Below are 25568 nucleotides of genomic sequence, written 5' to 3' on the forward strand. Positions count from 1 at the left end.
AGAGGATCATGGCAACATCAAAACGCTCATCAGAATGAACGGAACCGACCCAGTCCAATTCGTGTTTTAGCCGAAAGCCCCAACAGGCGCTACCGACAAGCTGTGCGGTCGACGCGTCAGCTCGCCTCGCGCAGGGCCTCGGCCGCCTGCAGGTCGACCGACACGAGCTGGCTGACGCCCTGCTCGGCCATGGTCACCCCGAACAGCCGGTTCATGCGGGCCATGGTGATCGGGTTGTGCGTGATGATGACGAAGCGCGTCTCGGTGGTGGCCGCCATTTCGTCCATCAGATTGCAGAAACGCTCGACATTGTGATCGTCGAGCGGTGCGTCGACTTCGTCGAGGACGCAGATCGGCGCGGGATTGGTCAGGAACACGGCAAAAATCAGCGACATCGCCGTCAACGCCTGCTCGCCGCCGGAAAGCAGCGTCATCGTCTGCGGCTTCTTGCCGGGTGGCCGCGCGAGGATTTCGAGACCGGCCTCGAGCGGATCGTCGGACTCGATCAGTTGCAGTTCCGCCGTGCCGCCGCCGAACAGATGCGAAAACAGCCGCTGGAAATGGCCATTGACCACGTCGAAGGCAGCCAGCAGCCGTTCGCGGCCTTCGCGGTTCAGGCTCTGGATCGCCTGCCGCAGCTTGCGGATGGCCTCGATGATGTCCTCGCGTTCTGAAACGATGGTCTCCAGCCGGTCCGACAGCTCCTTCTGCTCTTCCTCGGCGCGCAGATTGACGGCGCCGAGCCGCTCGCGCTCGATCTTCAGCCGGTCGAGCTGACGCTCGATCTCAGTCATCTCCGGCATCGGGCGGTCGGCCTCCAGGCCGGTGTGGCGGATGACCAGATGCGGCGGCGTGTTCAGCGTTTCCTGGATGCGCGCCTCGACCTCCAGCCGTCTTTCATCGGCAGCGGTCAGCCGCTCTTCGGCGCGGACTCGGGTTTCGCGCGCCTCGGCCAGCGACTGGATCGCTGATGTCGCGGCCTTGTCCAGTTCGGACTGCTTGTTTTCCGCTTCCTGCAACCGGTCGCCGGCGGCCTGGCGCAGGCTTTCGGCTTCGGCAAGCTGCGACAGCAAGGCGCGCCGTTTGGCGTCGATCTCGTCGGGTGCGTCGGCCAGCCTTTCGCGCTCGACCTCGGCCTCGGCCTTGCGTTCGCCGAGTGCGGCGATCTGCGTCGAGGCGTTTTCGGCGCGCTCCAGCCAGTTGCGGCGTTCCGCGCCGATGGCGTCGAGGCGGCGCGTGCGCGCTTCGGCTTCCCGCCTCAAGCCCTCGTGGACCGCGCGGGCATCGGCAAGGGTGGCGCGGTCGCGAGCGACGTTGGCGGCCGACTGATCGAGCTGCAACTGCAGATCACCGAGATCGGGAGCGCTTTGCAGCAGCATCTCGGCCTCGACGAAAGCCGCGGCCGTCTCTTCATGGCTGTCGACGACGCGCGCGCGCGCCTCGTCAAGTGCGGCGCGTCGGCTCGACAGCTCGCCGCCGGCCTTTTCGGCCTCGGCCAGCGCGTTGCGGGCGGCGTCCAGCCCATGCTGGGCATCACGCCCGGCCTGACGGGCATTGCGCTCGGCCTCGCTCGCTTGGGCAAGCGCCTGCTCGGCATGGGCAAGGGCCTGTTCGGCCTGGCGCAGGATGCGGTTCGCGTGGACCGCCTCGGCGTCGAGCTCGGACAGCCGGTTTTTCTGCGCCAGCCGCTGCGCGGCGGCGGTCGGCGCGTCGGCGCTGGCGGTGAAACCGTCCCAACGCCAGAGCGCCCCTTCGCGGCTGACCAGCCGCTGCCCGGGAGCAAGCTGCGCCTGCAACCGTCTTCCCTCAGCAGCGTCGACGATGCCGATCTGCGCCAATCGGCGGGCGAGTTGCGCCGGCGCGCGGACGACGCTGGCAAGGCTCTTGATGCCTTCGGGCAGAGCGGCGTCGCCGGGCTGGACCTCGCTTTGGCCCCAATGCACCGGCGCGCTGCGGTCGAGCGGCACGTCGAGATCTTCCCCAAGGGCCGCGCCCAGCGCCGTCTCGTAGCCGCGCTCGACGCTGATCTGCTCCAGCACGGACGGGAAGAGGTCGCCGCTCGCGGTATTCAGGATCTTGGCCAGCGTGCGGGCCTCGGTTTCGATTCGCGCCAGCTCGGCCTTTGCATCCTGAACCGGCGGGCGGGCGGCGCTCTCCGCCACGCGCGCCTCGGCGACAGCCTGTTCGGCGGCAATCGCCGCGGCTTCGGTTTCCTCCAGCAGCGCCAGCGCCTGTTCAACCAGAAGTTGCTTCTCGGCAGGATCGGCCAGGCCGGCGACCCTGGAGGCGATATCGGACAATTCCCGGTCGACATCGGCGAGTTGGCGGGCGAAACGGTCGCGGCGCTCCGCGGTGTCGCGCAGCGTTCGTTCGATCTGGTTGCGGGAAGCGGCGGCCTCCGCCCGTTCGGCGGTCAGCCCGGCGAGTTTGGCTTCACTGGCGGCAAGCGTCGACGCAGCCTGTTCGACCGCCGCGCGGGTGCTGGCCTCGCGGTCGGCGGCGCCGGCGTTCTCGGTGTTGAGCGCGGCTTCTTCGGCGGCGAGGCGATCAAGAATATCCGCATTGTCGCGGACCATCCGCTCCTCGCGGACGATGTCGCCGTCGAGCTGCTGGAGCCGGCGGTCGAGCTCCAGTTGGCGGGCACGGATACGGCCCGCTTCTTCCTCGATCTGCGTCTTGGCGATCGACAGGCGCTGGAAGGCGGCAGCGGCGGCGGCTTCCGCGTCGCGCAGGTCCGGCAACCGATGGGAGCCGATCCCTTGCTCCCTGGCGGCAGCCATCTGGGCGGCGGCGCGGTCGCCCACCAGTGCCGTGGCGATCGCCAGCGCCGAGCGCGCCTCGCCTTCCTGCGTCTTGGCCAGCGTCCAGCGCAGATGCAGCAGCGTCGCTTCAGCCTTGCGGATATCGGCCGACAGGTTCTTGAAGCGCGAGGCCTGGCGAGCCTGGCGCTTCAGGCTTTCGATCTGGCTTTCCAGCTCGCCGACGACGTCGTCCAGCCGTTCCAGATTCTGTTCGGCCGCTTTCAGACGCAGTTCGGCCTCGTGGCGACGTGTGTGCAGGCCCGAAATGCCGGCCGCCTCTTCCAGTAGCGCGCGACGCGCCTGCGGCTTGGCCTGGATCAGCTCGCCGATGCGGCCCTGCCCGACCATCGAGGGCGAACGGGCGCCGGTCGATTGGTCGGCGAAAAGCAGCTGCACGTCCTTGGCGCGGGCTTCCTTGCCGTTGATGCGGTAGAGCGAACCCGCCTCGCGCTCGATGCGACGCGAAACCTGCAACTCGTCCGCGTCGTTGAAGGCCGAGGGCGCGCTACGGTCGCTGTTGTCGAGGAAAAGCGTGACTTCGGCGGTGTTGCGGGCCGGACGCGTTCCGGAACCGGAAAAGATGACGTCGTCCATGCCGGACGCGCGCATGTTCTTGTACGAGCTTTCGCCCATCACCCAGCGCAGCGCCTCGACAAGGTTCGACTTGCCGCAGCCGTTGGGGCCGACGATGCCGGTCAGGCCGCGTTCGATGACGAACTCACCGGGTTCGACGAACGACTTGAAACCGAGCAGGCGAAGGCGCGAGAATTTCATTCGCGCCGCCCCAAAAGCGGGTTCTGCAAAAGTGTTCCGCGGTTTGGCGACAAGAACTCGCGGCGCAACAAAAAGTTGCGCACGCCGAAGCGCAGCCGCTTCGGCGCTGCCGAGACGTCAGAGCAGAGGGTCGATAATGGCCGAGATTTCCTCAATCGAAAGCGCCCCCTTGTAGGTCTTCCCGTTGATAAAGAAGGTCGGCGTCGAGTCGACCTTGAATTCATCGGCGCCGCGCTTCTGGACCGACCTCACATCGTCCAGAAGTTTCTGGTCCGTCAAGCAGGCCTCGAACGACTCCTGTGTAAAACCGGCCATCTTGGAGATTTGTAGCAGGGCGTCCTTGGTATTGGCGACACCTGCCCAGTTCGCCTGCTGCTTGAACAGAACGTCCACCATTGGGAAATAATTGTCCTTGGAGCAGCGCGCCAGCATGAAACCGGCCTCGGCGCTGGGATCGAAGGGGAACTCGCGCAGGATAAGGCGGGCCTTGCCGGTATCGATGTATTTCGTCTTCAGCGCCGGGAGGGTGGTTTCATGGAAATGCGCGCAGTGCGGGCAGGTCATCGAGGCATATTCGACGATGGCGACCTTCGCGTCGTCCTTGCCGAGCTGCATGTCGGGCAGTGCGCCGGGCTTCAGCAAGGCAGCCATGTCCACCGTGCCCTGGGCCTCAGGCGCCTTGGCCGCGGCCGGAGCGGCCGGCTTTGCCGGATCGGCCGGCGTCATCGCATCGGCGGGGGCCGCAGGCTTCACATCCTCCGCCACGGCTTTCTCGCCCGAGTCGCTGCAGGCGGCGAGCAGAGCCACCGCCGGAATGGCGGCCAGTGACGACAGGAGGTTTCTGCGGGACAAAAGACGGGGCATACGAATCACCTGACAATGGTTGGATTTTGCAATGCAAAGGCTAGAAAAGGCGAGAGTTGGCGCGAATTAAGGCATCGCCGTCCCCATTCCAATCGCCAAAACTTGGCTACGCGATCACGAAAGCGCGAGATTATGTTTTCTTTTGACCGAGAATGGTGGCGCCGAGCCGCTCCAGCGAGGCGCGCAGCCCATCATCCTCGATCATTCCGACAGTGCCTGACAGCTTCACCTTCTCGGCCGCGGTCAGCGGCCGGATGCTTGGTTTAAGCCGGCCTTTGTCAACCGTGACCGGCTTTTGCACGATTCTGATCCGACCGATAGCGTTGAAGCCGAGGAAGGCGTTGACCCGGTTGATGATCTCGCCGGTCTCGTGCTGCAGATGGAGCGCCGCCATGCCTTCGCAGGCGATGACCAGCACCGCCGGCTCGAACGGATCATCTTCATGCATGCGGCGCGGCCACTGGATCTTTTCGGGGCGCGAACGGCTGGCAAGCCGCGGCCCGGCAATCTCCTCCCACGACTGGACGAGCCCGATCGACATGCCGGCTCGCTTGCGCAGCACCGGATCGAGGATCTGGGTTGCGAGATCACTCACCGGAACGGGATTGCCGAAGGGCCTTTTCCCTGCCATGTGCGTTCTCCAGTCACGACCTTCACCATGCATCGGTTAGGCCAGTCCTCGATCAATGGCACTGCACGACCAGACCCGCAAGACCGCATCCGGAGACAGCGGCAAAGCCGCATCCGGAGAAAGTGGCGAGATCGCGTCCCGCCTGCTCGCCTGGTACGACGCGCATCATCGCGACTTGCCGTGGCGCATTGCGCCGCGCGAGTTGGCACGCGGCATGCGGCCCGATCCCTACCGGGTCTGGCTTTCCGAAGTCATGCTGCAGCAGACCACGGTCGAAGCGGTAAAATCCTATTTCCGGGCCTTTGTCGAGAAATGGCCCGATATCGAGGCGTTGGCCGCTTCAGCGACCGAAGATGTCATGAAGGCCTGGGCTGGACTCGGCTATTATTCCCGCGCGCGCAATCTCAAGGCCTGCGCCAATCTCGTCGCGCGGCAAGGCGGCAGGTTTCCGGATACGCAAGCTGGCTTGAGAGAGCTGCCCGGCATCGGCGCCTACACAGCGGCGGCGATCGCCGCGATCGCCTTCGACCAGCCCGCCGCGGTCGTCGACGGCAATGTCGAGCGGGTGGTTTCCCGGCTGTTTTCGATCGTCACGCCGCTGAGCGAGGCCAAGGGCGACATACGCACCTATGTGGAGCGCATGGTTCCAGCGACCAGGCCGGGCGATTTCGCCCAGGCGATGATGGATCTTGGCGCGACGATCTGCACGCCGCGCCGGCCGCGCTGCATGCTGTGCCCGCTGCGCGAGGATTGCAGCGCCATTATTTCCGGCGATGCCGAACGCTTCCCTGTCCGCCTGCCGAAGGGCGAGAAACCATTGCGGCGCGGGGCTGCTTTCGTTGCCGTACGCGGCGATGGCGCCGTCCTTTTGCGCAAACGTGGGGATAAGGGCCTGCTCGGCGGCATGACCGAAGTGCCGACGACCGGCTGGACCGCGCGGATCGACGGCGCCACCACGGACGCGGCGGCGCCATTCCCCGGCAACTGGAGGCCAGCCGGCCGGATTGGCCATGTCTTCACCCATTTCGCGCTCGAACTCGAAATCTTCAAAGCGATGGCCGATGTCGCCGCCCCAGCGGGTCATTTCTGGTCGCTGGCCGACGAAATTTCCGGCGAAGCACTGCCCACCGTCATGAAAAAGGTAATCGAAGCAGCGATACCGGGCGCGACGAAGAAGCAGCGCGCACATTGAATCGCCCACGTCGCCCCATTTGAACTGCGTTGAACGAGGACAAGAATGACCGAAATCCGCCACATCGTTTTCGACATCGGCAGAGTGCTGATCCACTACGATCCGAACCTGCCGTTCAGCCGTATCATTCCGAATGCCGAGGAGAGAAAGTGGTTTTTCGACAATGTCTGCACGCATGACTGGAACATCGAGCAGGACCGCGGCCGCACCTGGGAAGAGGCCGAGGCGTTGCTGATCGCCGAATACCCGGACCACGCCGAAAACATCCGCAACTTCCGCCGCCTCTGGCACGAGATGGTTCCGCACGCTTACGATGACAGCGTCCAACTCATGGACAAGCTGATCGAGAGCGGCCACGACGTCACCATGCTGACCAATTTTGCGTCCGACACGCTTGCCGAAGCCCGGCAGCGTTTCGACTTCCTCAACCGCCCGCGCGGTGTGACCATTTCGGGCGAGATCGGCATGATCAAGCCGGATCGCGGCATTTACGACCATCACGTCGCCGCGTTCGGCCTCGAGCCCGCGGCCACGCTGTTTATCGACGACAGCCAAAAGAATGTCGACGGCGCCAAGGCGGCCGGCTGGCAGTCGGTGCTGTTCACCGACGCAAAGACACTCGAGGCGGACCTCGATCGCCTGGGGGTCAGAGTGTGATCACTGTGACGGGCCTGACCGCAGTCGCTGAGACGCGCGGTCCACGGCGCTGCCATTGGATCCGTCTCGGGCGCTACTTGACGTGAGAAGCGTAGATGCGATCGAACTCACCCGTCGCCTTGGCAAGATGCAACCATTGGTCGACATAGGCCTTGAAGACAACGGCACCCTCAGGAAGCATATAACCCATTTCGCCATATTGGAGCGGCTTCTCGGGGTTGATCGCGCAAAGGCCGGGGTGAAGTTTCTCCTGCAACTCGGTTTCGACCGATTCGGCGATCATGATATCGGCTTTGCCGTCAAGGATTTGGCGGAAGATCGTGACGTTGTCCGGGTAGATCTCAATTTTAGCGTCACTGAGTTTTTCACGCACGAATTTCTCATTGGTCCCGCCGGGATTAACAATCACAGTCACATCCGGCTTGTTGACGTCGGCAATCGATTGGAATTTCGCCTCGTCCTCGCAGCGCGCAATCGGTGCCTTGCCATTGACGAGATAGGGCTCGCTGAAGAACACCTGCTTCTGGCGTTCCAAGGTCACCGAAATACCGCCCATCGCGATGTCACACTTGCCGGTCGTAAAATCGGCAAGCAATTTTTTCCAGGTAGTCGCCACGAAGTCCGCCTCGACCCCTAGTGAGCTTGCCAGAGATTTTGCGAGATCGATATCGATGCCCTGGTAGTTGTTCGCGGGCTTGTCATGAAAGGTGAAGGGCTTGTAGTCGCCGGTCGTACAGACGCGCAGCTTGCCGTTCTTGATAACCGCATCAAGCTGGTTTTCTGCGCCGGTGTTCTGCGCAATCGCCGGAGAGGCCAACAAACCCATGACGAGGGCGACGACAAACGGCGAGGCAAGAGCTTTCATGGATCTGGTCTCCGATGGATAAGAGAATCGAGCATTCGAGAAACGGTGGGCAAAGGTCAATAACTCTTCCTGGGGAATCGTTCACCGTGATCCTCCGGCGGCGCCGAAAACCCGAACCGGCTACCCGCGCCAGTGGTACCCACCTGACATAAGAGTCCGGCTCGGGATTCCTCTTGGCTGCACGCGAAGGAGCGGCATTTAGTTTGGGCCAACTCAGTCAGTCACCGTCGTGAAAACTTCGAGTACCAATTCTATTCCCACGTTCTGCCTGCATCAGCGGAGAACGCACGGCTGTAAATTGGGGTTTTCGGGTTGCGCTTATCCCAGTGGAATTTCACGATAACGTCCTTGCCGGCCACAACCTCACGGCCGAAGAATTCGCCTTCGTCGCCATTGAACGAGCCCACCTTTCCGTCGTCGAGTTTGCCCGCGTTGCTGTCGGCGCAGTAGATCGTCCAGAGACGCGTCTTTGGATCGAACAATCGCACGGTGAGGCCCTCGAACGGCTTTCCTCCCAACTCCGTATGAAAAATGTCGAAGTTGCCCAAACCCACTAGGATTTGGCGGAACTCCTCGGTCGCGTCGAATTCCTCCCACTCGTCGCTGCCGGCCAGTGGTTCCTTCAACGTACGATTCCTGATGTTCCAGTTGCCCACCAAATAGTCGAAATCATTTTTGGACGACGTCTCGCTCGCCGTTATCGCAAGTTTCCCGTCCGATGAAAGAGAGAACGCACTCATCTACTTTCCTTTGGATCGACGTCGTGCCAGCACTCCCATCGCCGCGGACATGACGAATGTATGGGGGTTTTCTTTCTTCGATGACTGCCGCGCGCTTCGCATGTCCGATCGCGGCAACAATTGGATGGGAACCCAACAGCGCGTCGTGATGCACGCCTGCCGTCACCTCCACGTTGCAACGCGTAAGCCGAAGACCCGTTCCGGGCACGATTCGCTTCGGTTAGCTCCGCCACTCCGTAGCGAAGTCGCGTTGCTCCGCGGGGCATCACCATCCGCAGGACAGTCGATATGATTATCGGCACATTCTGCATCCTGGGCGGACATGCGCTGTTGCATGATGACCGAGACTTAGACCCGATGGTTCGTTACCTCAGCCTGCGCGCCGCATGAGAACGATGTGCAACGAGACCTCTGTAGCGGTTACCGTCAGGCCCCTGCCCGCTCCATGCCGAGGCGGGCGATGCGGCGAAGCTCGTCGATCGGGGTCAGGCCGCCGCTGCGCTCATAGTGCCAGAATGTCCAGCCGTTGCAGGCATCCAGCCCCTGCACTTCCGCGCCGATCTTGTGGATCGATCCGGCGCTGCCGCCGACCGCCACAGTGCCGTCGGCGCGCACGCTGGCCGCCCAGCGCTTCTTGGCGTCGTAGAGCGTGGCGCCCGGCAGCATCAGCCCGGTGTCGATGAGGCTGACGAAAGCGACGCGCGGCTCGGCGCGCTTGCCGGTAAGCACGGTAAGAGCAGCGCCGTCCAGCGGCCGGACTGCATCGATGCGCTCGTTGGCGGCGTCGATATAGGCCTGCTCGCGCTCGATGCCGACGAAATGGCGGCCGAGTCGCTTGGCCACCGCGCCGGTGGTGCCGGAGCCGAAGAAGGGATCGAGCACTATATCGCCGGGCTTCGTCGAGGCCATCATGATGCGGGCGAGCAGCGCTTCGGGCTTCTGTGTCGGATGCAGCTTGTCGCCATTTTCGTTCTTGAGGCGCTCAGCGCCGGTGCAGATCGGAAACAGCCAGTCGGACCGCATCTGGATGTCGTCGTTCGACGCCTTCAGCGCTTCGTAGTTGAAGGTGTAACCCTTCCCCTTCTGATCGCGCGAGGCCCAGATCATCGTCTCATGGGCGTTCTGGAAGCGGCGGCCGCGGAAATTCGGCATCGGATTGGTCTTGCGCCAGACGACATCGTTGAGGATCCAGTACCCCAGATCCTGCATCTTGGCGCCGACCCTGAAAATGTTGTGGTAGGAACCAATGACCCATATGGTGCCGTTGGGCTTCAGCACGCGGCGCGCCGCCAGCAGCCAGGCCCGGGTGAAGGCGTCGTAGACCTCAAAACTTGCGAACTGGTCCCAGTCGTCGTCGACGGCATCGACCTTGGACTGGTCGGGCCGGTGCAGATCGCCGTCGAGCTGCAGATTGTAGGGCGGATCGGCAAAGATCACGTCGATGGATTTTTCGGGCAGCCGGTCGAGCGCGGCGACGCAATCGCCCTTCAGGATCGTATCGAGCCATTCGGATTGCTGGGGAGCATGGGAAAGCTCGTCGAGAAGACGCACGGCAGACATTGTTACACCCAAAGCACGCGTTACTGTTTACTCCCTGTTATGGTTACCGATCAGCGTAAATATTCGGTGAAGGCCTGGGGCGCTGACCCCGGGTAATTTGCGAAGATTGGGCTGTTGGTGTATGCCGCGCCGCCTGAACCGTCCCAGCCTCCTCCCTCCCGCTTTCCGGATCGCTATGCCCACGCCAGACCTTGTCATCTTCGATTGCGACGGCGTGCTCGTCGATTCCGAGATCATCGCCGCGCGCATCGAAGCCGAGCTGTTGACGTCGGCCGGTTACGAGATATCGGCTGAGGAGATTTCCGAAACCTATGCCGGGCTGACCTTCAAGGACATCATGATGCGGGTCGAGGAAAAATCCCGCGTCCCGTTCCAGGCCTCGCTGATCGATCGCGCCGAAGACCTGGTCGACCGCCGCCTGCGCAGCGACGTGCGCGCCGTCGACGGGGTGCACGAGGCGGTCGCCGCGGTGACGGCGCCGCGCTGCATCTGCTCGAATTCGCGCACCGAGCGGATCGAATTCATGCTGGAGAAGGTGCATCTGCTGCCGTTTTTCAGCGGCCGGATTTTTTCCTCGCTGGAAACACCAAGCGGGAAGTCCAAGCCGGCGCCCGACGTGTTTCTCTTTGCCGCGGCAAAGCTCCAGGCCGATCCGGCGAACACCTTCGTCATCGAGGATTCCGTGCATGGCGTGACCGGCGCCAGGACAGCCGGCATGCGTGTGATCGGCTTCACCGGAGCGGCGCACAGCTATCCCGGGCATGCCGACGCGCTGACCGAGGCCGGCGCCGAAACGGTCATCCGCCGCTGGGCGGAACTGAAAAGCGTGATCTCCGCCCTGTCGGAGTGGTCGGCGGATGGGTGAAGCAGGCGTCCAAATGGACGCGCAGATCCAAAGCCGTGGCTATTCGGCCGCGGCAACCTTCTTGTCGGTCTTCTTCGGCGGGCCTTCGTCATAGCCGGCGAACACCTGATAGTCTCGCGCGGTGGGCTCGGGAACGACAACATTCGAATCGGTGAAGACGAACTGGGTGGCACTCGAGGGATTGGTAACCTGGACCTGATGTTGGTGAAGCTGCGAGTAAAGGACCTCCTTGCCATGCATCACAGCGATACGGATCGGCATGGTGATGGTGCCAGGGCTGAACATCGGTCCCGGGACGACCTTGCCGGCGACGGCGATCTTCATCGTCAGCGAGCCGTTGGCGCGGATGCAGTCGCGGGTCACATCGGTGATCGAGGCCTGATAGACGATCTTGGCGGAATCATCCTGCTGGCCGCTGCTCGCGTCAAGCGCGGCAGCTTCTGCATCCAGAGTGGCGGCTTTTTTCTTGGGCTTTTGACTGCCCTTGGCATAGGTGTTGAAGAAGGCGGTGCCGTCGCGCAGCGTCACTTTCGGACAATAGGCCAGCAATTGGCTGGCGAGAACCTTGGGGTCCGGCGGTGGTGGCGGTGTCGTGTCCTTCTTTCCGAAGCCCAGCATGCTGCTGCCGCCTGATTGGCAGCCGGCGGCGATAAGCACAAAGCCGGCGAGCGCCAGACCCGCGACAAAACGACCGTTAAATGTATGAAACGCCATGAACTGCACTTCCCTCTCGCAAAGCGGGTGACGTATATCAACCGCGCGGCAAAAATGCGACTGAGCAAGTACGGAAATTAACCACTTTGCCGCGGACAATACCGCCCGGCAGCAATGGAACATGACGATGCGCTATGTGAGTACCCGCGGGGAAGCGCCCGTGCTTGGATTTTCCGACGCTGTGCTGGCGGGCTTGGCGCGCGATGGCGGACTTTATGTCCCTGAAACCTGGCCGCAGTTTTCGGCAGCTGAGATCCGCGCGATGCGCGGCCTTGCCTATCCCGACCTCGCCATCCGCGTGCTGTCGCCGTTTCTCGGCGGCGAGATCGCGATGCCGGTGTTTGAACGCTTGGTGCGCGAAGCCTATGCGACGTTCCGTCACGAGGCGGTCTGCCCGCTGGTGCAGACCGGCTCGAACATGTTCGTTCTGGAACTCTTCCATGGCCCGACGCTTGCCTTCAAGGACGTCGCCATGCAGCTTCTCGCCCGGCTGATGGACCATGTGCTTGCCGAACGCGACCAGCGCGCCAGCATTGTCGGCGCCACCTCCGGCGATACCGGCGGGGCCGCCATCGATGCCTTCGCCGGGCGCAACCGCACCGACATCTTCGTTCTTTTCCCGCACGGCCGGGTCTCGCCGGTGCAGCAGCGGCAGATGACGACGTCCATCGCCGCAAATGTCCATGCACTGGCGGTTGACGGCAATTTCGACGATTGTCAGGGCCTGGTGAAGGACATGTTCAACGATCACGGTTTTCGCGACCGAGTATCGCTGTCCGGCGTCAATTCGATCAACTGGGCCCGCATCATGGCCCAGATCGTCTACTACTTCTCATCGGCGCTGTCGCTCGGCGCGCCCGACCGGCCGATTTCGTTCACGGTGCCGACCGGCAATTTCGGTGACATCTTCGCAGGCTACGCCGCCAAGAAGATGGGGCTGCCGATCGAGCGGCTGATCATTGCAACCAACGACAACGACATTCTGGCGCGCACGCTGTCGAGCGGCGAGTACCGCACGAAAGGCGTCTTTTCGACCACGTCGCCGTCGATGGACATCCAGGTCTCTTCGAATTTCGAACGCTTGCTGTTCGAGGCGGCCGGCCGCGACGCCTCGACCGTGCGGCGCTACATGAGCGGCCTCAAGCAGTCCGGCGCCTTCACCATCGAAGCGGGCGAGATCGCCAGAATCCGCTCCGAATTCGACGCCGGCCGCTCGACCATGGACGAAGTCGCCGCCACGATCCGCTCGACGCTCGCAGCCAGCAACTATCTGCTCGACCCGCACACGGCCGCGGCCATGCACGTTGCGGTTGCAAGAACCACCAATGCCGTGCCGATGGTGGTGCTGGGCACCGCCCATCCGGCAAAGTTCCCGGCCGCCGTCGAAGCGTCCAGCGGCGTGTCGCTTGCCCTGCCCGCATGGCTAGGCGGGTTGATGACTTCAGAGGAAAAATACACGGTACTTCCATCCGACCTGAAAATGGTGGAAGATTATGTTAGCCGCCACACGCGGGCGGCAAATTAGGGAGTATCAGCTATATGGGTGTTGAGGTAAGCCGTCTGTCGAACGGCCTGACAGTCGCCACCGAAACCCTTCCAAGCCTCGAATCCGTCGCTCTTGGCGCCTGGATCAAATCGGGCGCCCGCAATGAGCGTAGCGAAGAGCACGGAATGGCCCACCTGCTTGAACACATGGCGTTCAAGGGAACCAGAAGGCGCAGCGCCTTCGAGATCGCCTCCGAAATCGAGGATGTCGGCGGCGAGATCAATGCCGCCACCAGTGTCGAGACCACCTCCTATTATGCCAGGGTGCTGAGCGACGACGTCCCCCTGGCCGTCGATATCCTGTCCGACATCCTGCAGGAATCCGAGTTCGACCCGCAGGAGCTGGAGCGCGAGCAGCATGTGATCCTGCAGGAGATCGGCGCCGCACACGATACACCCGACGACGTCGTCTTCGACCACTTCACCGAGACGGCCTTCCGCCACCAGACGATCGGCCGCTCCATCCTCGGCACGCCGGAAACCGTCAAGTCCTTCACCTCGAAGCAATTGCACAAATTCATCGAACGGCAATATGGCGCCGAGCGCATGGTGGTCGTTGCCGCCGGCGACATCAAGCACGACAACTTCGTGCGCGAGGTCGAGAAGCATCTCGGCGGTTTCCGCAGCAAGTCCGACAACACCATGCCGCAATATGCGCAATATGTCGGCGGCGATTTCCGCGAGGACCGCGACCTGATGGACGCGCAGATCGTGCTGGGGTTCGAGGGCCGCGCCTATCACGTACGCGACTTCTACGCCTCGCAGGTCCTGTCGATGATCCTTGGCGGCGGCATGTCGTCGCGTCTTTTCCAGGAGGTCCGCGAAAAGCGCGGGCTGTGCTATTCGGTCTATGCCTTCCACTGGGGTTTTTCCGATACTGGCATATTCGGCGTCCATGCCGCGACCGGGCAGAGCGATATCGCCGAATTGGTGCCGGTGGTCATCGGCGAGTTGCAGAAGGTCGGCGAGACCATCCTGCAGGAGGAACTCGACCGGGCACGCGCCCAGTACCGTGCAGGCCTGATCATGTCTGCCGAAAGCCCAGCCAGCCGCGCCTCGCAGATCGCCCGGCAAATGCTTCTGTTCGGCCGGCCGATCGCCAAGGAAGAGCTGATGGAACGGCTGTCGGCGCTGACGGTCGAGCGGTTGACGGACCTTTCGTCACGGCTGTTTTCGACCAAGCCGACGCTGACTGCCGTCGGACCGGTGGGCACGCTCGCTCCCTATGAGGCGGTCCTCGAGTCGCTTTCGGGCACGCAGACCACGGCCCGAAAGCTCGCCGGCTAAGTCCATCAAAGCGTCATGTTCGCGCTCCCTTTCTTTCGCCGTGACCTGCCGGCACTGAAGGGTGACCGGGTCACGCTGCGCGTGCCGCTGACCAACGACTATCGGGAATGGTCGGTGCTGCGCGGGGAAAGCCGAGCCTTCCTGGAGCCGTGGGAGCCGCGCTGGAACCCCGACGAGCTCGACCGCACGGCCTGGCGGCATCGCCTCAGCCGCTATCGCGAAGACTATGCGCAGGGAACGGCCATAGCCTTCTTCATCTTCGACAAAAGCAACGGTAAGCTTGTCGGTGGAATCACCCTCGGCAATATCCGCCACGGCGTCGCGCAAAGCGGCCATATCGGCTACTGGATCGGCGAGCGCTACAGCGGCCGTGGCCTGATGACCGACGCGGTCAAGGTGGTGACGCGCTTCGCCTTCGATACGATAAGGTTGCACCGGATCGAAGCTGCCTGTATTCCCGACAACGCCCGGTCGATCCGCGTGCTTGAAAAAGCCGGATTCCGGCGCGAAGGACTTCTCCGATCCTATCTCAGGATCAACGGCATCTGGCAGGACCACTACCTCTACGCCCGGATCGAGGACGATCCGCCGGGCGCGGAAACGAAGGACTGATTTTGACGAATTTCCTGCGAATCGGGTCGTTGTTCGCCTTTGTGCTGACGGCAATCGTCGTGCTCTGCGCGGCGTCTTCGGCCTTCGCCGTCGAACCGATCAAGATTGCCCGCGACGATGTGGCGCTCGACCTTTCGGGCGCCGTCGAAGTCTACCGCAACCAGGGCGAGAATTTTCAGGTGTCGACTGCTCCGGGACCGGACGGCATCGTGCGGCGCATCGAGGTCGAGGCCAATGATACGCGCTCGACCGGCGACTGGGCGGTGTTCGCGCTTGCCAACACCACCGACCAGCAGCTCGACAGGCTGATCGTCGCACCGCATTTCCGGCTGGTGAATTCCGGTATCTTCTGGCCGGATCTCGGCTCGACCCGCATTGCCGCGATCACGCCCAGCGAGGGCTTCGCGCTCGACCGCCAGAGCAGCCCCGACGCTGATGTGTTCCGGGTGACGCTGAACCCCGGAACGGTGATCACCTTCATTGCCGAACTGGCGTCGCCCAAACTGCCGCAGGTCTATCTTTGGGAGCCGGAATCCTACAAGGATTCGGTCAATTCCTACACGCTGTTTCGCGGCATCGTCATCGGCATCGCCGGCCTCCTGGCGCTGTTCCTGACCATCCTTTTCGTCGTCAAGGGGACCTCGATGTTCCCGGCAACCGCAGCACTCGCCTGGGCGGTGCTCGCCTATATCTGCATCGATTTCGGCTTTCTCAACAAGGTCCTGGAAATATCGCCCGGCAACGAGCAGATGTGGCGGGCCGGAACGGAGGTGGCGCTTGCAGCGACGTTCGTGGTGTTCCTGTTCGCCTATCTCAACCTTAACCGATGGCACGGCCATTTCAGCTACGGCGCTCTGGTCTGGATTCTGGGGCTGCTGCTGATCGCTGGCGTTGCAATCGTCGACCCGGCGGTCGCCGCCGGCATCGCCAGGCTGTCCTTCGCCGCTACCGCGCTGACCGGCCTCGGCCTGATCATCTTCCTCGGCATACGCGGCTACGACCGTGCCATCATGCTGGTGCCCAGTTGGGTCATGGTCCTGTTGTGGCTATGCGGGTCGTGGATGGCGATCACCGGCATGCTCGACAATGACATCGCCCAGCCGGCACTGGGCGGCGGGCTGATCCTCATCATCCTGCTCATCGGCTTCACCGTCATGCAGCACGCCTTTGCCGGCGGTGCGCTGCATCAGGGCCTGTTCTCCGATCTCGAACGGCAGGCGCTGGCCGTGGCCGGATCGGGCGACACGGTGTGGGACTGGGACGTGATGCGCGACCGCGTCGTCACCAGGCCGGATGTCAGCATCCAGCTGGGCCTTGCGCCCGACAGCCTGGGCGGCGCTGCCCGCAACTGGCTGCCGGTACTCCATGCCGACGACCGCGACACCTTCCGTACGACGCTCGACGTGGTGCTTGAACACCGGCGCGGCCGGGTGTCGCAGAATTTCCGCCTGCGCGGCGCCGACGGGCACTATCACTGGTTTTCGCTGCGCGCCCGGCCGGTGATCGGATCGGACGGCGAGGTCATCCGCTGCGTCGGCACCATGGTCGACGTGACGGAGCAGAAGAAGTCCGAGGAGAGGCTGTTGCACGATGCCGTGCACGACAATCTGACCGGCCTGCCGAACCGGGAATTGCTTATGAACCGGCTGGAGGCGATCATCTCGATCGCGCGCACCGAAGAGAAGGTCCGTCCCACCGTCTTCGTCATCGACATCGACCGGTTCAAGCAGGTCAATGACGGGCTCGGCATCTCGGCCGGCGATACCATCCTGCTCACTGTTGCGCGCCGGCTGCACCGGCTGCTCAAGCCGAAGGATTCGCTGTCGCGCTTTGCCGGCGACCAGTTCGCGCTGATGCTGCTTTCCGAGCAGGACCCGGCCCGCATCGCAGCCGTTGCCGATGCCATCAAGCATGCGATCAACAATCCGATTACCTTTGCCAAACGCGAGATCGTGCTGACCGCCTCGATCGGTCTGGTCACCTGGACCTCGGCGCAGAGTTCGGCCGAGGACATGGTCAAGGACGCCGAGCTTGCCATGCACCAGGCCAAGCGTTTTGGCGGCGACAGGATCGAACCGTTCCGACCCGCCTTTCGGACCGTCGGCACCGACCGGCTGCAGTTCGAGTCCGACCTGCGCCGCGCCATCGAACGGCGCGAATTCACACTCGCCTACCAGCCGATCGTGCGGCTGGAAGACGGCAGTGTTGCCGGCTTCGAGGCGCTTTTGCGCTGGGATCATCCGCGTCGCGGCATGATCCCGCCAGGCGATTTCATCCCGGTCGCCGAGAGCTGCGGCCTGATCGTGCAGCTTGGCTTGTTCGCCATGCAACAGGCCGCCGAAGATCTGGCGGGATGGCAAAAGCAGATCGGCGACGCGCCGCTGTCGGTTTCGGTCAACCTGTCCAGCCGACAGCTCATCCGCCGCGATCTGGTCAGCGACGTCCGCTCGGTGATCGCGCGGGCCAATCTGAAGCCGCGCTGTTTCCGACTCGAGCTCACCGAATCGCTGGTGATGGACAATCCCGAGCAGACAGCCCATGTGCTGAACAAGCTGAAGAAGCTTGGCATCGGCCTGTCGCTGGACGATTTCGGCACCGGCTACTCATCGCTGGCCTATCTGACGCGCTTTCCCTTCGACACGATCAAGATCGACAAGAGCTTTGTCGACGACACGACACCGAAGCGCGCGGTGCTGCTCAAATCGATGGTCAACATGGCGCATGAACTTGGCCTTTCGGTCGTGGCCGAGGGCATTTCGGACGAAAGCGATGCGCTCGAACTGCGCCAGATGGGCTGCGAATATGTGCAGAGCTTCATGTTCGGCGCGCCGATGCCCGGTGATCAGGTGCTGAGGACGCTGAAGGAACAGTATCCGCTGACCCGGGCTTGATCTTGTTCATGTCGTTGTCCCAAAACCGCTGCCCTTTTTGGGCGGCATGAGCCTGGCGATTGGCACCCGCTGAAGCGCATCGGCAAGGTCTCGCTTCCCGCGGCTCGGCACTCCATCAATAGCACGACCAGAGGTCACGCGACTGTGAACTGGGAGTATTGGTTTGCGGCTCGCGCTGTGCATCATACCGACTTCGCGAAATCGGTGCGAAGAGCGGACCCGCTGATAATTCAGCCTGCTGCCCGGAATCACCGGGTCATGATGGAGGCCCAACTGATGAATTTCGACAAGATTTCTGCCTGGGCTCCGGTGTGGTTAAGCGTCGTGAGGATCATGTCGGCGCTGCTGTTTCTGGAGCACGGAACTCAAAAGCTCTTCAATTTTCCGCCCGCGCCCGAGCCGATGCAACTGTCGGGGCTTATTGTGATCCAGGCATTGATCGAGCTGATCGGAGGCGCCCTGCTTGCCCTCGGACTCTTCACCCGGCCCGTCGCGTTCATTCTGTCCGGCAACATGGCGGTCGCCTATTTCATGGCGCATGCGCCGCAAAACTTCTTTCCGGTTGTCAACGACGGCGACTCGTCGATCCTCTACTGCTTCATTTTCCTGTACTTCTTTTTCGCGGGAGGCGGCGCGTGGAGCGTCGATGCGGCCCGTCGCGGGACCGGCCTCGCGACGCCCTGAACAGGATCGCGAGGGAACTTGCTGGGCGGCTACCAGCGGAGCATGTCCGACAGCCTGCCAGGTCGAAATGATAGGAATTTCCGGCTCCGCTGATCGTCGCTTTCGGGCCCTTCGCTGGACATTCCCCAACACGAGATACGCACCCCTAGGGCGGCCATTGCCGCACTTTTAACCCGTCGCTTTCCCTTATGCGGGCATCAAATCCCGCATGATCGCGACCGTGCTGCTCGTGTCTAGGTGCCTTCTGTCGGCGATAGAGATAGTTCTCGGGAAGACCGAGGCGACGGCTCGACTGGACGGCCGGAGATGAAGGGAGCACGATGCTCTCGCAGATTGCAGCCGTCGTCTTCACAAAAGCACGCTCCCACGGCTTCAACGTCCAGTAGTCGCCGAGTGCCAACCGCTTGCGGACCCAGCGGGGCAGGATCTCGACAGCTGCCTTCAGAAATGGCCGCTGAAGCGGTTGAGCCACCCCCGGCAAGACGGGAACGTCTTCCATGATCTGCAGGAATTCCAGGACGATCGGCGATGCGACGAGTCTTTGCCTCATCACGTCGAACAGCGCGTAAAGCTCGGCCTGCGACGTGGGCGCGCCAACCGCACCATAGAGAAGCGCGACGGGGCGAGCCTCGGCAAACATCGCATCTCGTTCGAAAAAACGCAGTCGATGCACATAGATGTGATAGGCCTCCATGAAGCCAAACCCGGCCGTCGCTTGCACCCAGTCCAGCAACTCCGGGTCGGTGGCGTGGTATGGCTCACCTTCGCTGGTTCGGCCTGAAACGCGCCCATGCCTCCTGACGACACCTTCAATCATGGCCTTGGCCTTGGTCCGGGGACCGTAGACCGTGACCAAGGCGGCGAGGCCCGTGCGCCGTAATCGTCGGAGCGCGTCGGAGCGGAATGTGCTGTGCTGCCAAATGGCGTCGCGAACCCGCGGCTCTGCCAATTCGAGCAGCACCGCCGTAACCCCGCCGATGAAAAGCGCAACCGGGTTCTTGAAAATACGCCACGACACCGAGCTGGGCGGCAACAGCGCCGGCTCGCCCTGCGGGGTCGAGAAGTCCATCTGCGATCCGAGCCGCTGGCGCATGAACGACTGCGCAAGGGTGTCCACACGACGCTCAAGCAGGCGAGGCAGAGGAAGGGTGCCCGAATTGCCAAACATGCTCCGACTCTCCTGGCAACGCGTGTGGCTGGCGGATGCAGCACGAACGACTTGGCCCTTCCGTCGTTCCAAAGATTCAAACTGGCGCGCTGCATAACTCCGCAAGAACACCGCCCGGACAGTCATCACGAGCCCGGTCGCGCCGGCCCTATGGGGTAAGATCGAGCGCCGGCACGATTCTGTGATAGGGCAGCCCCGCCTCGTCGTTTAGACGCTTCACGTCGACATCGGAGGCAGCGTCAAACAGGCACATGCAGCGCCCGTCCTCCGGTGCGAAGGTCGAGCGCAGGTAGCTGATGTCGGTGCCGTGGGAGGCCATCTCGGCGGCTTTGCTGATCGCCGCCTTCTGCGCATCTCCCAGCGCTTCCATGCTGATGCCCTTGAGATCGCGTTCCACCATGTAGACAGTCATTTCCTTCTCCTCCTGTGAACAGTGACCCCAAGAGTTGAATGCAGCGGCGGGCGAAAGAGAACGACATTTTTTCTATCGATCGATAGCCGACAGTTATCGATGAAAGGATTACAATGTCGTTTCGTGGAACCGCCTCGGGAGGGCTCGCCATGGAGATGTTTCAGGTCCGCTACGTGCTTGCCGCCGCGAAGATGCTGAACTTCACCAAGGCCGCCACTGATTGCAACGTGTCTCAGCCGGCGCTCACCAAAGCGGTCAAGACGCTCGAGGATGAGCTTGGCGCGCCCTTGTTCCACCGCGAGGGAAGGCGCGTCCTCCTGAGTGAGTTCGGACGCTCCATTCTGCCGCATCTTCAGCAGATCATGCAGGAGGCCCACGCAACCAGAACGCTTGCCGACAATTTCAGGTTGCTCAACCAGGTGCCGATCCGCCTCGGCGTCATGTCGACCATCGGCCATGTGAAACTCGCCCGGTTCCTCGCAAAGTTCCAGCGCGACTATCATGGCGTCGAGCTTGAAGTTAGCGAGGCGAGCGTTCAGGAACTGAAAAACAGGCTTGAGCAAGGCGATCTCGATCTTGCCGTTCTCAATCCGCTGGAGGGATTGGGAGCGGCGTTCCGCGTCCATGATCTCTACAGTGAGCGTTACGTCGTCGTATTCGCGCCGGATCACCGGCTTGCGAGCCTGAATGCAATCAAGTTGGTCGACCTCTCTCAAGAACCCTATGTCGATCGTCTGTCCTGCGAAATGCGGGACCTGGTAATGGGTGCGTGCCGGGAAAGAAACGTCAGCCTTTATGCCCGCTTTCGTTCCGAGCGCGAGGATTGGATCCAATCAATGGTGCTGGCGCGGATCGGCTTCGCCTTCATGCCTGAATATTCGGTGACATCGCCTGAACTTTTGCAGCGTCCGCTGATCGAACCCGCGGTGGCACGCACGGTGTCCCTGGCTAGCATTCCCGGCCGGCCCTATAGCCCGGCGACGGCGGCAATGGTCCGAGCTGCCCAGACGTTCGATTGGCCGGGCTAGGCGTTTATGCTGAGGCGTGAGCTTTGCTGATTTGAGATGCGTCAGATTCAACTTCTCGGCCGCTCGGCCCACGTGGCACTCGTCGTGCACGATCTCAAACAGAACGAGGAGGTTGAGATCAATCCTGTTCAGCATGTCGATGAAATCATATCACTGGATTCAGCATCATCGAAGTGCGATCTCCTGAGCAAGCGGAGCAGCGCAAGGCGCGCTTCGCATCGGAAACAGATGCAGGAGCACCCGCATGCCAGTATCGCGACGTTCCCTTCTCGCCGCAGCAAGCGCTGGCGTGGCATTGTCAGAAACTGCAAGATTAACGAACGCCTCGGCACAGGCTCTTGCGGAGCCTGCCATGGACCAGACGGTTGCCGATCTCGTCGAGCGTTCTGCGGAAGCAAATTCGGCGCTGATGCGCGGGGAGATAACGAAGTACTACGAGGTGATCCCACGTACCGGGGACTTCCTGCTGATGTCTCCATTCGGCGGAAAGCCCACGCGGGCTTCTGAACTGACTGCGGAGCGGATCGAGGCGATGGGCCGCTTTTTCAAGAACGGGACCTTCGAGCACGAACTTCTGCAAGCCTATGGTTCCGCCGACATGGTGGTCCTCGCGATCATTGAACGCCCGCACGTCGAGGTCGGCGGTCTGCCAGCCCAGGATTGGCCGCTGCGGGTTACCTTGGTCTATCGCCGCGAAGAGGCGGAATGGCGCCTGGTGCATCGGCACGCTGATCCCCTGGTCAAGGGCGTGAGCCTGGAGCAGGCGGCGGCCCTTGCACGCGGCGAAGCCGCGTGATGCGAAGAGTGTTGCCATCCCGGCGGAGCGCTCTGGCAGTTGGTCCAAAGCCCGCTGAGGGTTTTCGCTTCTCGTCGATGCAAAACGTCATTTTATGGCGCCAAACGTGGCCCGATGCGCCTTGCGAGCACCTGCTGGTGCCGGTGGAGTAGATCTGCCATAGTCATGCGCCCTGCTCGCTACAGACGGTTGAAAACGGCTGAAAGCAACGCCTGAAGTCAGGGCCACGTTGCCGAGCCTGATCGCGCCTTGCGGATCCTCGAAACGCCAGGCGCGGACCCTCATTCTCCGGCCGCATCGCCTATGCGAGCCTGACTGCCCGAAAGCCGCATAGATTGTTCAGGTGCGATGGGTCCCGTTGGATCTAGCGCGGGTGAAGGGTCACAATGGTCGGATGGAAATTTGAGGGAGGACGATCATGACCTTGCCCAGCTACGCAATGAACCAGGTAAGTTTCCCGGAGATGTACGAGCGGTGGCTCGTCGGCCCTCTCTTCCGTCCATGGGCCGAGATGGCTCTTGACGAGTTGGAATTGTCTTCGGGCGATCGCGTACTCGATATCGCTTGTGGAACAGGAATAGTGGCGCGCGTTGCAAGAGAGCGGCTCGGTGGAGCCGGATTTATCGTCGGTGTCGACGTCAGCGCGGACATGCTTGCCGTGGCGCGGGCTGTAGAACCAGCCGTCGACTGGCGCCAGGGCAATGCCGGCGAGTTGCCTCTGCGTAGTGGTGAGACGTTCGACGTGGTCGTCTGCCAGCAAGGACTGCAGTTCTTCCCTGACAAACCCGCGGCGGCGGCGCAGATGCGTCGCGCGCTGACGAAGGGTGGTAGGCTGGCAATCGCCACGTGGCGCCCGGACGACGAAATCCCGTTCTTTCGCGACCTGCGCCGCGTCGCGGAGCGTCATCTGGGCGCCATCGCCGATCAGCGGTACAGCTTCGGGGAAGCGGCTCCGCTTGAGGCGCTGCTGCGAGACGCCGGCTTCCACGAGGTCCGATCGAGGATTGTTTCGCGCACCATCCATTTCGGGGAAGGCGTACCTTTCCTGCATTTGAATACGATGGCGCTGGTCGGGATGAGTTCGTCAGCCAAGGAATTGGGTGATCAGGAACGCAAGCGCGTCGTGGAGGCGATCGTGAGCGGGAGTGCGCCCGTGCTGCAGCCATACACCATCGGGTCGGGACTGGCCTTCGAGCTCAGCACCAATCTGGCGACAGCCAAAGGCTAAATGATCTCACCAACGGAGAACTCGTTCGATCGAGTATTGTGCCGAGAATGGCTGCTCATTCACAATCTGCCGTTCGAGAACCGAAAGGATTGCCCGGCTGCGGTCGAGGGCAGACCACCTCAGGGAAATTTCTGCTCGCCAATCGAGAGGCTTCACAAGCAACGCATCGGCTACGCAGCCCTCGATTAAAACCAGCTTGTTTTACATTTCGAATTATTTTGCCGCACTGTGGCCATTGTGCCGCCATTATCCATGACTAGTTGAATGAAGCACTGACCGTTCTTCTTGTCTTTTTCGACGTTGACGGCTCGACGTTGGAAATAGACCTGCCCCAAAATATCTGGGCGGCTAGGCAAGGAACGGAGGGGGACCTGGCGTTACTCCAAAGAACATTTGAATTCTTTGCTTGCGGAGCCTTCGTCCTTTCGGGCGGACGGCCTTTGTCGAAAAGGATGGCGGGGCTTGGCCTGGCGGCGACCGTGGCAGCCATGCCATGGCCGGTCTATTCGGGAGTCCTGGTCAACGGCGTGACCGAAGCCGCGGTTGCCACTGCTGTTCCGTTCTCGGCTCTGAGTTTCCCCTCGGCCGCGCCCGAGTTCGACATCATCGATCCAGACACCATATCGACCTCTGGACGCGAGGGGGAACGCACGCTGGCCGAGGCATTGAAGGGCACCGTCTCCATCCTTTCCGAAGGCGCGGAACAGATCGTCATCGGCATGTCGATGCACGAGTTCGGCGAGTACAAGGTGTCGCAGCACATCGCCAGCGAAATCCTTCGTGCAGCCAAGGACACCCAATTTCCTGCCGATACGCTTTTTGCGATCGCCGAAAAGGAATCCTCCTTCGACATCAACAATCGCCCGTCTAAAGGGTCGGCGCTTGGTCTTATGCAATTCCTCGACCAGACATGGCTCGAGGCGGTGAAGAAGCACGGTGCAGAATTCGGCCTGGGCGACGAAGCGGAACTGATACGGACCCGCCCCGAGGGCAAACGCGAATACCATTTCGTCGAGGACAAGGCCGAAGAACAGCGCATCCTTGAATTCAGGCGCGATCCCTATCTGTCGGCGGCACTTGCGGCAAAGAACCTTCTTGCGGCCAAGCAACGCATCGAAGCTCGTCTTGAGAAGGCCATGGATGAAAGGGATCTCTACCTCCCCCACTTCCTTGGCACCAACGGGGCAGCAGCGCTCCTGTCGAATGCCGATGAGAAGCCCAATGCCACGGCCAGCACAATCTTCCCCAAGGCGGCACGCTTCAATATTGCGATCTTCAAGGCCGAGGGAAAACAGCTCACCGTCGGCCAGTTTCGCCAGCGCCTGCGCTCCCTCCTGGAAGCCCGCATCGGCAAATACAGCGATGTCGAAACGCGCGTGAAACAGGCTGACCTGTCCTGGACGTCGGGTTTCGAGAATCTCGTCTACGATCTGGGCAAACGGCTGGCGATGGCAATGCGGCGGTAACCAGCCAGGTATCGGGTTTTCACTTCTAAAGCGCGTCGCGTTGATCGGCCTCACGCGACGCGCTTTTAGGTTGTCGTTTTATGCATGTCGCTATCGCAAAACCGCTACACACTTTTGCGCGACATGCATTAGGCGTGACCGGCGGCCAGGCTGAGATGCGCGAGGTCGATACCGATCGAAGCGAGTATCCGGTCGTATTTGCGTTCGATGTCGGTATCGAACAGAAGCTCCGCATTTGCCGGGCAGGTCAGCCAACCGTTCTCGGCGATTTCGCTTTCCAGCTGACCGGCGCCCCAGCCCGAATAGCCGAGCGCCATCAGCGCGTGCCGAGGCCCGCGGCCCGACGAAATGGCGCGCAATATGTCGACGGTCGCGGTCAGGCAAATGTCGTCGGAGACGGCCAGCGACGATTCCACCCGGTAGTCGCCCGAATGCAGGACGAAGCCGCGGCTGCGGTCCACCGGTCCGCCGTTGCGGACGACGAAGTCGCGGGCCTGCGCGGGCAAGCGGATCGCCTCCTGTTCGTTCATGATGCCGAGCTGCACGAGCAGATCCGGAAACAGCATCTGCTGCGTCTGGTTGATGACCAGGCCCATCGCGCCTTCGTCGCTGTGCGCGCAAATATAGATGACGGAGCGCGTGAAGCGGTCGTCCTTCATGCCGGGCATGGCAATCAGGAACTGGTCGTCGAGAAAGCCGCGTCCCGCAGCCATCTTCTTGTGGCGCAACAAGTCCATGAGGGGAGCGTAACGCGTTTCTGGAGCGCCGAAAAGATGCGCCGCGCGCGA

At 62.2% G+C, this 25568-nt stretch carries 22 protein-coding genes and 1 pseudogene; 12 read left to right on the plus strand and 11 right to left on the minus strand.

From position 1 onward, the window contains the following. Positions 1-116: 116 nt before the first annotated feature. The 3 genes from smc to AC0L2M_RS01670 all read right to left on the minus strand — a co-directional run bounded on the left by smc (position 117) and on the right by AC0L2M_RS01670 (position 5070). Positions 117-3575: a chromosome segregation protein SMC gene (smc, locus tag AC0L2M_RS01660; protein WP_473533866.1), complete on the minus strand. Its 3459-nt coding sequence runs from the start codon at positions 3573-3575 to the stop codon at positions 117-119. Positions 3576-3692: 117 nt separating this feature from the next. Next, entirely contained in the window at positions 3693-4439 is a 747-nt protein-coding gene (locus AC0L2M_RS01665; protein WP_287358019.1) for a DsbA family protein, read from the minus strand. A 130-nt stretch (positions 4440-4569) separates the two neighbouring features. Then, positions 4570-5070 carry a DUF721 domain-containing protein gene (locus tag AC0L2M_RS01670; RefSeq protein WP_023802726.1) on the minus strand — a complete coding sequence of 167 codons (501 nt, stop codon included), beginning with the start codon at positions 5068-5070 and terminating at the stop codon, positions 4570-4572. A gap of 55 nt (positions 5071-5125) precedes the next feature. On the opposite strand from AC0L2M_RS01670, the gene mutY reads away from it, so the two are divergent. Both mutY and AC0L2M_RS01680 read left to right on the plus strand, forming a co-directional pair. Then, a complete protein-coding gene (gene mutY / locus AC0L2M_RS01675; RefSeq protein ID WP_287245003.1) occupies positions 5126-6262 on the plus strand; it encodes an A/G-specific adenine glycosylase in 1137 nt (378 codons plus the stop codon). Positions 6263-6307: 45 nt separating this feature from the next. Beyond that, positions 6308-6919: an HAD family hydrolase gene (locus tag AC0L2M_RS01680; RefSeq protein ID WP_473533867.1), complete on the plus strand. Its 612-nt coding sequence runs from the start codon at positions 6308-6310 to the stop codon at positions 6917-6919. A gap of 73 nt (positions 6920-6992) precedes the next feature. On the opposite strand, the gene AC0L2M_RS01685 is transcribed toward AC0L2M_RS01680, so the two are convergent. The 3 genes from AC0L2M_RS01685 to AC0L2M_RS01695 all read right to left on the minus strand — a co-directional run bounded on the left by AC0L2M_RS01685 (position 6993) and on the right by AC0L2M_RS01695 (position 10084). After that, complete coding sequence (locus AC0L2M_RS01685; RefSeq protein ID WP_473533868.1) at positions 6993-7784, minus strand: transporter substrate-binding domain-containing protein; 792 nt, start codon at positions 7782-7784, stop codon at positions 6993-6995. Between the two features lie 251 nt (positions 7785-8035). Further along, a complete protein-coding gene (locus tag AC0L2M_RS01690) occupies positions 8036-8524 on the minus strand; it encodes a hypothetical protein (RefSeq protein WP_473533869.1) in 489 nt (162 codons plus the stop codon). A 426-nt stretch (positions 8525-8950) separates the two neighbouring features. Further along, positions 8951-10084, minus strand: coding sequence for a site-specific DNA-methyltransferase (locus AC0L2M_RS01695; protein ID WP_287305132.1), 1134 nt, complete (start codon positions 10082-10084; stop codon positions 8951-8953). A 175-nt stretch (positions 10085-10259) separates the two neighbouring features. On the opposite strand from AC0L2M_RS01695, the gene AC0L2M_RS01700 reads away from it, so the two are divergent. Then, positions 10260-10949 (plus strand): HAD family hydrolase, encoded by a 690-nt coding sequence (locus tag AC0L2M_RS01700; RefSeq protein ID WP_473533870.1) that lies wholly within the window; start codon positions 10260-10262, stop codon positions 10947-10949. A gap of 39 nt (positions 10950-10988) precedes the next feature. On the opposite strand, the gene AC0L2M_RS01705 is transcribed toward AC0L2M_RS01700, so the two are convergent. Beyond that, the gene (locus AC0L2M_RS01705) at positions 10989-11663 is read right to left on the minus strand and encodes a hypothetical protein (RefSeq protein WP_473533871.1); all 675 of its coding nucleotides are present in this window, start codon (positions 11661-11663) and stop codon (positions 10989-10991) included. Between the two features lie 127 nt (positions 11664-11790). Between AC0L2M_RS01705 and thrC the strand changes: the two genes are divergently transcribed. From thrC to AC0L2M_RS01730, 5 genes are all read left to right on the plus strand, one after another. Next, complete coding sequence (thrC, locus tag AC0L2M_RS01710) at positions 11791-13188, plus strand: threonine synthase (RefSeq protein WP_473533872.1); 1398 nt, start codon at positions 11791-11793, stop codon at positions 13186-13188. 14 nt (positions 13189-13202) lie between these two features. Beyond that, positions 13203-14495: a M16 family metallopeptidase gene (locus AC0L2M_RS01715; RefSeq protein WP_027152378.1), complete on the plus strand. Its 1293-nt coding sequence runs from the start codon at positions 13203-13205 to the stop codon at positions 14493-14495. 15 nt (positions 14496-14510) lie between these two features. Continuing rightward, positions 14511-15107 (plus strand): GNAT family N-acetyltransferase, encoded by a 597-nt coding sequence (locus tag AC0L2M_RS01720; RefSeq protein WP_473533873.1) that lies wholly within the window; start codon positions 14511-14513, stop codon positions 15105-15107. A gap of 2 nt (positions 15108-15109) precedes the next feature. Then, complete coding sequence (locus AC0L2M_RS01725) at positions 15110-17998, plus strand: EAL domain-containing protein (protein ID WP_473533874.1); 2889 nt, start codon at positions 15110-15112, stop codon at positions 17996-17998. A gap of 276 nt (positions 17999-18274) precedes the next feature. After that, the gene (locus AC0L2M_RS01730) at positions 18275-18682 is read left to right on the plus strand and encodes a DoxX family protein (RefSeq protein ID WP_473533875.1); all 408 of its coding nucleotides are present in this window, start codon (positions 18275-18277) and stop codon (positions 18680-18682) included. Between the two features lie 145 nt (positions 18683-18827). Here AC0L2M_RS01730 and AC0L2M_RS01735 read toward each other — a convergent pair whose 3' ends face one another. Both AC0L2M_RS01735 and AC0L2M_RS01740 read right to left on the minus strand, forming a co-directional pair. After that, positions 18828-19850 (minus strand): oxygenase MpaB family protein, encoded by a 1023-nt coding sequence (locus AC0L2M_RS01735; RefSeq protein WP_473533876.1) that lies wholly within the window; start codon positions 19848-19850, stop codon positions 18828-18830. 148 nt (positions 19851-19998) lie between these two features. Beyond that, entirely contained in the window at positions 19999-20262 is a 264-nt protein-coding gene (locus AC0L2M_RS01740; RefSeq protein WP_128167657.1) for a DUF4242 domain-containing protein, read from the minus strand. A gap of 113 nt (positions 20263-20375) precedes the next feature. Between AC0L2M_RS01740 and AC0L2M_RS01745 the strand changes: the two genes are divergently transcribed. Next, complete coding sequence (locus tag AC0L2M_RS01745; protein ID WP_128172060.1) at positions 20376-21290, plus strand: LysR family transcriptional regulator; 915 nt, start codon at positions 20376-20378, stop codon at positions 21288-21290. A gap of 39 nt (positions 21291-21329) precedes the next feature. Here the strand turns inward: AC0L2M_RS01745 and AC0L2M_RS01750 are convergent. Next, positions 21330-21425: pseudogene (locus tag AC0L2M_RS01750) on the minus strand (LysR family transcriptional regulator); the annotation flags it as partial. 217 nt (positions 21426-21642) lie between these two features. On the opposite strand from AC0L2M_RS01750, the gene AC0L2M_RS01755 reads away from it, so the two are divergent. The 3 genes from AC0L2M_RS01755 (at position 21643) to AC0L2M_RS01765 (ending at position 24780) form a co-directional block, all read left to right on the plus strand. Beyond that, on the plus strand, positions 21643-22086 hold the full coding sequence (locus tag AC0L2M_RS01755) for a nuclear transport factor 2 family protein (protein WP_128172059.1): 444 nt from the start codon (positions 21643-21645) through the stop codon (positions 22084-22086). Between the two features lie 418 nt (positions 22087-22504). Further along, positions 22505-23314 (plus strand): class I SAM-dependent methyltransferase, encoded by an 810-nt coding sequence (locus tag AC0L2M_RS01760; RefSeq protein WP_128172058.1) that lies wholly within the window; start codon positions 22505-22507, stop codon positions 23312-23314. Positions 23315-23754: 440 nt separating this feature from the next. Continuing rightward, positions 23755-24780, plus strand: a complete 1026-nt coding sequence (locus AC0L2M_RS01765) for a transglycosylase SLT domain-containing protein (protein WP_473533877.1) — start codon at positions 23755-23757, stop codon at positions 24778-24780. A 128-nt stretch (positions 24781-24908) separates the two neighbouring features. Here the strand turns inward: AC0L2M_RS01765 and AC0L2M_RS01770 are convergent, their stop codons facing one another. Next, complete coding sequence (locus tag AC0L2M_RS01770; RefSeq protein ID WP_023799312.1) at positions 24909-25517, minus strand: YqgE/AlgH family protein; 609 nt, start codon at positions 25515-25517, stop codon at positions 24909-24911. Positions 25518-25568 lie beyond the last annotated feature (51 nt).

The sequence above is a fragment of the Mesorhizobium sp. WSM4806 genome (genome assembly GCF_055811635.1).

Coding starts and splice junctions, on each gene's coding strand:
- smc (WP_473533866.1), bottom strand. CDS start 3,575: ATGAAATTCTCGCGCCTTCGCCTGCTCGGTTTCAAGTCGTTCGTCGAA.
- AC0L2M_RS01665 (WP_287358019.1), bottom strand. CDS start 4,439: ATGCCCCGTCTTTTGTCCCGCAGAAACCTCCTGTCGTCACTGGCCGCC.
- AC0L2M_RS01670 (WP_023802726.1), bottom strand. CDS start 5,070: ATGGCAGGGAAAAGGCCCTTCGGCAATCCCGTTCCGGTGAGTGATCTC.
- mutY (WP_287245003.1), top strand. CDS start 5,126: ATGGCACTGCACGACCAGACCCGCAAGACCGCATCCGGAGACAGCGGC.
- AC0L2M_RS01680 (WP_473533867.1), top strand. CDS start 6,308: ATGACCGAAATCCGCCACATCGTTTTCGACATCGGCAGAGTGCTGATC.
- AC0L2M_RS01685 (WP_473533868.1), bottom strand. CDS start 7,784: ATGAAAGCTCTTGCCTCGCCGTTTGTCGTCGCCCTCGTCATGGGTTTG.
- AC0L2M_RS01690 (WP_473533869.1), bottom strand. CDS start 8,524: ATGAGTGCGTTCTCTCTTTCATCGGACGGGAAACTTGCGATAACGGCG.
- AC0L2M_RS01695 (WP_287305132.1), bottom strand. CDS start 10,084: ATGTCTGCCGTGCGTCTTCTCGACGAGCTTTCCCATGCTCCCCAGCAA.
- AC0L2M_RS01700 (WP_473533870.1), top strand. CDS start 10,260: ATGCCCACGCCAGACCTTGTCATCTTCGATTGCGACGGCGTGCTCGTC.
- AC0L2M_RS01705 (WP_473533871.1), bottom strand. CDS start 11,663: ATGGCGTTTCATACATTTAACGGTCGTTTTGTCGCGGGTCTGGCGCTC.
- thrC (WP_473533872.1), top strand. CDS start 11,791: ATGCGCTATGTGAGTACCCGCGGGGAAGCGCCCGTGCTTGGATTTTCC.
- AC0L2M_RS01715 (WP_027152378.1), top strand. CDS start 13,203: ATGGGTGTTGAGGTAAGCCGTCTGTCGAACGGCCTGACAGTCGCCACC.
- AC0L2M_RS01720 (WP_473533873.1), top strand. CDS start 14,511: ATGTTCGCGCTCCCTTTCTTTCGCCGTGACCTGCCGGCACTGAAGGGT.
- AC0L2M_RS01730 (WP_473533875.1), top strand. CDS start 18,275: ATGAATTTCGACAAGATTTCTGCCTGGGCTCCGGTGTGGTTAAGCGTC.
- AC0L2M_RS01735 (WP_473533876.1), bottom strand. CDS start 19,850: ATGTTTGGCAATTCGGGCACCCTTCCTCTGCCTCGCCTGCTTGAGCGT.
- AC0L2M_RS01740 (WP_128167657.1), bottom strand. CDS start 20,262: ATGACTGTCTACATGGTGGAACGCGATCTCAAGGGCATCAGCATGGAA.
- AC0L2M_RS01745 (WP_128172060.1), top strand. CDS start 20,376: ATGTCGTTTCGTGGAACCGCCTCGGGAGGGCTCGCCATGGAGATGTTT.
- AC0L2M_RS01755 (WP_128172059.1), top strand. CDS start 21,643: ATGGACCAGACGGTTGCCGATCTCGTCGAGCGTTCTGCGGAAGCAAAT.
- AC0L2M_RS01760 (WP_128172058.1), top strand. CDS start 22,505: ATGACCTTGCCCAGCTACGCAATGAACCAGGTAAGTTTCCCGGAGATG.
- AC0L2M_RS01770 (WP_023799312.1), bottom strand. CDS start 25,517: ATGGACTTGTTGCGCCACAAGAAGATGGCTGCGGGACGCGGCTTTCTC.